The sequence below is a fragment of the Sphaerochaeta sp. UBA5836 genome, from assembly GCF_002432845.1.
Lineage (GTDB): Bacteria > Spirochaetota > Spirochaetia > Sphaerochaetales > Sphaerochaetaceae > Sphaerochaeta.
Map to the genome: position 1 here is coordinate 4388 of NZ_DJGW01000058.1, position 6056 is coordinate 10443.

The window sequence follows — 6056 nt, forward strand, 5'->3', positions numbered from 1 at the left end:
TACACCAGAATTTTCTCCGACCCCACCATCAGCGAGAGCACCCGCTCAAGCAAGGCCTTCAGTTCGCTGTCGCTGTACAGATAGTCATACCTGCTTGCTGCATCGGAACCCCACCACGTCTCCTTGTTCCTCCCGTGCAGGCGCAGATAGGCAAGCGAAGCGGTAGGTACGTCCATGACCGGCGGATTGCCTTGTACCTGGGGGAGGTCGAGAGAGACAAACGAGACCTGCCGCTCTCTCAACGAATCGAGGGTGCGGTTGTTGTACCACCGACTGTTGCGGAACTCTACGGCCAAGGGAAGGGGGGAAAGGACCCTGAGCAATGAATCCAGATACTTTCGTTGGTCTATTTCATAGTGGAAGGAGGAGGGAAACTGTAAAAGCACGGCATCGAGCACCTTATTGGCGAGCAGCGGCTCCAAGGAACGGTAAAAGAGTGTTGCCTGCTCCCTCCAATGCAGGCTGTCGATGACATGGGTGAGGCTTTGATGGGCCTTGATGGAAAACCTGAGGGAAGGAGCACCTTGGTGCATCAAAGCAAGCTGGGCGGCCTCGGGCATGCGGTAGTAGCTGAAGTTCAGCTCGACGGTGGGAAACATCTGTGCATACGAGAACAGGAACTCCTCGCTCTTGGTGCCTTTGGGGTAGACAGGACCCACCCATTCGGTATAGCTGTAGCCTGAAGTTCCTATCAGAATCGTACTCATACTTCAGATATACTATATAAATGTTAAGTAATCAAGAGGAACTAAGACCCTCTTACCTGGTCTCTTCCCTGCTCTTTTGCGTGATAGAGGGCTTGGTCTGCCCGCTTGATGAACTGTTCAAGGCTCTCTGCGCGGTTGTACAAGGTGCAGCCGCAGGAGATGGTCATTGTTCCCAACGGCTTGTTTTTGTGCATCACCGAAAGGCTGCGCACCTTCTTTACCAAGGATTCTGAGAGCAGGAGCAGTTCCTCCTTCTGTGTTTTGGAGAGAAGGACGGCAAACTCATCTCCCCCGTAGCGACAGACACTGACGGTTGTATCGAAGTGGCGGAGCATAAGATTGGCAAGCTCGATGAGCATCGCATCGCCGGCATCGTGGCCGAAGGTGTCGTTGAAGTGTTTGAAATGGTCCACATCGAGGATGATGATGCCCAATGAGGATTCAGCGCCCTGGCCCTGTTTCAGCTTGTTTTTCAACGTCTCTTCAAAGTATCTGCGGTTGAACAGTCCTGTCAGATGGTCCCTGATCGAGCTCTCCCGCAACTGGACAAGCTGGGTCTTGATGAGCTGGTTGGCGATGGTGCTGAACAGGGAGACAAACAGGATGAAGATGAAAAAGCTCGGCCAGTTCTGCGTTTGCAGGATCGGGTTGGTGAGGACGACGATCACCAAGAGCAGGATGTGGACGGCTATGATGGCAAGCGTTGCGGCAAGGGGGAGAAAGAGGCTGGAGATCATGATGGAGCCGGTGACATAGACCAAGGGGAAAAAGTCGAAGAAAAGCATGTGTGAATTGATCAAGAATGAGCCCCATGTCCCCAAAAAGGTAACGAACACTGTCAGCAAGGCACTGGCAAGATACCATCCTTTCTTCAGAACAGCCATGGAGGCTAGCAACAAAACTGCAAGTACGAGCAACAGGATGACATAGGCTGTCTTGTCAGGATTCTGATAAGAGACGGGAGCCAGCACGGCAAGCAGGGCGATAAGTACGATGCCAAGCATATAGGGGTGCAGACGTTTTAGTAGTTTTGGCCGGAAATCAAGCGTGTCGTCCTTCATGTGGCATTCCTCTTATTGGTGCATGATAGCATGGGGAAACCCCGAAATATAGGGTCACCAATACGATCCGGTTACTAGTAAATATTCTTGATAAAAGCTGATTTTGATTGTAATTTGGCCTGGTTGTGCAATACTAGAGTTACAGAAACTCATTGTTTTATAAGGAAAAAGGAGGACCAACCATGGCCGATCGAGATGGGCGTGACGAGACGAAAAAGAAACCATTGACTTCAATCAGTGGCCGTCCTATTGCACAGAATGAGAACATCCAGACGGCAGGAAAGCGCGGACCGGTAACCTTGCAGGATACCTGGTATTTGGAAAAAATGGCGCACTTCGACCGGGAGGTGATTCCCGAGCGGCGCATGCATGCAAAGGGAAGCGGAGCCTTCGGTACGTTTACTGTAACCAAGGACATTACCAAGTGGACAAAGGCCAAGATATTCAGTGAAGTCGGTAAAAAAACCGATGCCTTCGTCCGTTTTTCAACAGTGGCCGGTGAGCGTGGAGCTGCCGATGCAGAGCGCGATATCCGAGGGTTTGCCATGAAGTATTACACCGAGGAAGGGAACTGGGACCTGGTGGGAAACAACACCCCGGTGTTCTTCTTCCGCGATCCGATGCTCTTTCCCGACCTCAACCATGCAGTAAAGCGCGATCCCAGGACCAACATGCGCTCAGCGCAGAACAACTGGGACTTCTGGTCCTCCCTCCCTGAGGCGCTGCAGCAGGTTACCATAACCATGGGAGACCGAGGCATTCCCAAGAGCTATCGGCATATGAACGGCTACGGCTCGCATACCTACTCCTTCATCAATGCAAAGAATGAGCGCGTCTGGGTGAAATTCACCCTCAAGACCCAGCAGGGCATCGAATTCCTTACCGATGCAGAGGCTGCGGCAATCATTGCCGGCGACCGGGAAAGCCATCAGAGGGACCTGTTTGAATCCATTGAGAAAGGAGCTTTCCCCCGCTGGACCATGTATGTGCAGATTATGACCGAAGAGCAGGCTGAAAAGCATCCGGACAATCCCTTCGACCTCACCAAGGTCTGGTACCACGCCCAGTATCCGCTTCATGAAGTAGGGGTGCTCGAGCTCAACAGAAACCCGGACAACTACTTCCAGGACGTCGAGCAAGCTGCTTTCAACCCTGCAAACAGCGTTCCCGGCATCGGCTACTCGCCGGACCGCATGCTGCAAGGCAGGCTCTTCTCCTACGGTGATGCACAGCGCTATCGGCTGGGAGTGAACTACTACCAGATACCTGTCAACCGCAGCAAGGTGGATACCAACCACTTCCATCGCGATGGTGCGATGAGAGTGGATGGCAACTTTGGCGGCAGCGTACACTACAACCCGAACTCCTACGGGATGTGGAAGGACCAAAATGATTTGACCGAGCCTGCCTATGATGGAGGCGGTCCTGTCGATCACTATGACTATCGACAGGATGACGACCACTACTACGAACAGACGGGAAAGCTCTTCTCCATCATGAAGGAGGATGAGAAGCAGCGGCTCTTTGAGAACACCGCACGCAACATGCAGGGTACGACCCTCGTGGTGCAGAAGCGGCACATCAGGCACTGCTATCTTGCCGACCCCGCCTATGGAGAGGGTGTGGCAAAGGCTTTGGGCATTTCAATTTCCGATGTTGATATGGACAATCTTTACGGAGCAAGGGGCTGACAGGTTCTTTTCTTGGTCGTATCCCGCAGTCTTTCATCTGACTGCGGGATAATTACTTGTACCAACGAACATAATTTGTCATACTACCCCTAAAAGGGGTGGAGGTGGGTGTGAATCGGTACAAAGGTATGTTTGTTTGTGATGTTGATGGGACCATTCTTCCCCACGGACAGCGTGAGGTTTCCCCATCCTTCTTCTCCCTGGTGCATGAGGCCAAGGAACGAGGATTTTTATTTTGCATTTCAAGCGGGCGCTTTCATCTCTCCTTGATTCCTCTCTTCGAGCAAGTCGAAGATGAGGTGGTATTCTCCGCATCCAACGGTTGCAGGATTCTTTATCAAGGACAGGAGTTGATTCCCAACCATACCATCCATGCTTCCGACGCGAAGCAAATTACTGATTTTTTGCTCGAGCAAGGGGCGATTCCTTTGCTTTCCGGCAAGAACGCCATTCATCTCCCTTCGGCTTCGCTGGTGCAGGAGCAAAACAAGGGCTACTTGGCCAAGGGTTTTACCAGGACCTTTGAGGCATTCTCCGACATAGACGACGAGATTTTGCAAATTACCGGTGTCTGCCGTCAGAACAAGCAAGACATACTTGTGCAGAGTAGAAGAAAATGGGAGGATTCCTACCATGTTGCAACCACAGGCAAGGAGCTCTTCGATATCTGTCCGACCAGCAAAGGGGATTCCTTGGTTGCCGTCAGCTCGCATTTTGGGATTCCTATCGAACAAACCTATGCATTCGGCGATGACGAGAATGATATTTCCATGCTCAGGGCGGCCGGAAAGGGGTACTTGATGGGCGGCGCCCACGAAAACCTGGAAAAACATGCATTTGAGCATTGCCATGATTTGGTATCTACCGTGCATGCAATTGTGTTGTCGCAATGAATCATCCGGCAGGGTTTACTGGAGGTATGCTATGCTGAATATACCTTTTGCTGAAAGGAGTTGCACAGGTGCTCATCCCGTGTATAGCTGAGATTTCCTTGTATCTCATGCTTGGCATCCTGATGTTTGTGGCAGCAGTCATGCTCTTCATGCGTTTTGTGCGTAAAAAACCTGAATCTTCGCATGAGGGGCATCAAGTTGAAACACTGCTTCGCTACATGCCCGAAGGGTACATCGGCTTGGATGGCCAAGGAATAATCCAAGAAGTGAATGATGCGTACCTTGCGATGACAGGGTACAAGCGAAGCGAGTTGCTTGGGAAAAACCTCGACCTGTTTCTCAACGGTAACCGTACTGAGACCTTGTTTTCCCAATTGAAAGCAATTGAGTTGCAGAAATCAGTGATGTTGGAAACCGAGCATCGGACCAAAGACGGTACATTTCTGTCTTTGGAAGCTTCCGTAATTGCATTGGGGTCTGAAAATCCTGCCTTCATGTGCTTTTATCGCAATATCTCCAAGCGGAAGAATGTCGAGCTTTCACTGAAGCACTCGGCAGACTTGCTCAGGTATGTAATAGAGCATACCAAAAGCTCTGTTGCAATACACGATGCAGGCTTGCGCTATCTCTATGTGAGCCAGAAATACTTGGATGAGTATGGTTTGCAGGATGCTGCATCGATCATCGGCAGGCATCACTACGAAGTGTTGCCCGGCCTTCCCCAGAAATGGAGGGATGTGCACCAAAGAGCTTTGGCCGGAGAAGTGGTCAGCGCCGATGACGACCCGTATGTACGGGAAGACGGGCGGGTTGAGTATACCCGATGGGAGTGTCGGCCGTGGTACACCGAAGAGGGTGAAATCGGGGGGATTGTCGTCTACACCGAGATGATCACCAAGCAGAAGCAGATCGAGCATGAGCTTCGCGAGGCGAAGAAGTATCTGGAAGCCTTGCTGACCCATGCAAATACACCCATAGTGGTTTGGGATCCAAATATGACGATTACGTTGGCCAACCAGGCCTTCGCATCCTTGTTTGAGCAAAACATATCCGATGTAGTAGGGAGGAAGCTTACCGATTATGCCGATTACATCAGTGAAAGTCAGCGAAAGGATTTATTCAAACAGCTGCAAGAGCATTTGTCTTTTTCTGCCGCTGAATTGGCGATGGAAACCCATAACGGGAATACTCGGACCTTTATCTGGAATACAAGCCCTATTTATATTCCTGACACCGGTGCATTGATGGCTACCATTGCACAAGGGCAGGATATCACCGAGCGAAAAGCAATCGAGATGGAGAATGCCGAACAGTTGGACCAATTGAAGCGCTGGTATGCGGTGATGACCAATCGTGAGGATCGTATTATGGAGCTGAAGCGGGAAGTGAATACGCTGCTCAAGTGTGATGGAAAGCCGATTCGGTATGCTGCAGTGGAGGACGCTTCGGATGCGTAAGGTAAAAAAACATCTCCTCGTTTCAGTCATCCTGTGTTTTGTGTGTACTACCTTAGCTGCAACCGATGATGGTTCAACATTCCTTTCACGCTTGGATGAAAGTGAGAAACAGTTTCTTGCCTCCCATCCGATTGTAACCGTACTCTACGATCCTGCCTGGGCCCCGTTGGAATACGTCGATCGTGACAACAAGCCGGTCGGCATGTCCAAGCAGTATTTGGATGAGATTGCAAGCATCACCGGGCTT

At 51.0% G+C, this 6056-nt stretch carries 6 protein-coding genes; 4 read left to right on the plus strand and 2 right to left on the minus strand.

Going from position 1 to position 6056, the window contains the following annotated elements; translation table 11 throughout:
* Both B3F49_RS04685 and B3F49_RS04690 read right to left on the minus strand, forming a co-directional pair.
* Positions 1–707: DUF72 domain-containing protein (locus tag B3F49_RS04685; RefSeq protein WP_293909291.1), on the minus strand; the 707-nt coding region annotated here is incomplete at its 3' end.
* A gap of 41 nt (positions 708–748) precedes the next feature.
* Entirely contained in the window at positions 749–1768 is a 1020-nt protein-coding gene (locus tag B3F49_RS04690) for a GGDEF domain-containing protein (protein ID WP_293892337.1), read from the minus strand.
* Between the two features lie 182 nt (positions 1769–1950).
* On the opposite strand from B3F49_RS04690, the gene B3F49_RS04695 reads away from it, so the two are divergent.
* The 4 genes from B3F49_RS04695 to B3F49_RS04710 form a co-directional block, all read left to right on the plus strand.
* Complete coding sequence (locus B3F49_RS04695) at positions 1951–3459, plus strand: catalase (RefSeq protein ID WP_293909294.1); 1509 nt, start codon at positions 1951–1953, stop codon at positions 3457–3459.
* Positions 3460–3569: 110 nt separating this feature from the next.
* Entirely contained in the window at positions 3570–4352 is a 783-nt protein-coding gene (locus tag B3F49_RS04700) for an HAD-IIB family hydrolase (protein WP_293909297.1), read from the plus strand.
* Positions 4353–4420: 68 nt separating this feature from the next.
* Entirely contained in the window at positions 4421–5809 is a 1389-nt protein-coding gene (locus B3F49_RS04705) for a PAS domain-containing protein (protein ID WP_293909300.1), read from the plus strand.
* 40 nt (positions 5810–5849) lie between these two features.
* On the plus strand, positions 5850–6056 hold a 207-nt coding region (locus tag B3F49_RS04710; RefSeq protein ID WP_293909303.1), incomplete at its 3' end, for a hypothetical protein.

Excerpts from the sequence above, each read along its gene's own strand:
- B3F49_RS04695 (WP_293909294.1), top strand. The coding sequence starts at position 1,951 with ATGGCCGATCGAGATGGGCGTGACGAGACGAAAAAGAAACCATTGACT.
- B3F49_RS04690 (WP_293892337.1), bottom strand. The coding sequence starts at position 1,768 with ATGAAGGACGACACGCTTGATTTCCGGCCAAAACTACTAAAACGTCTG.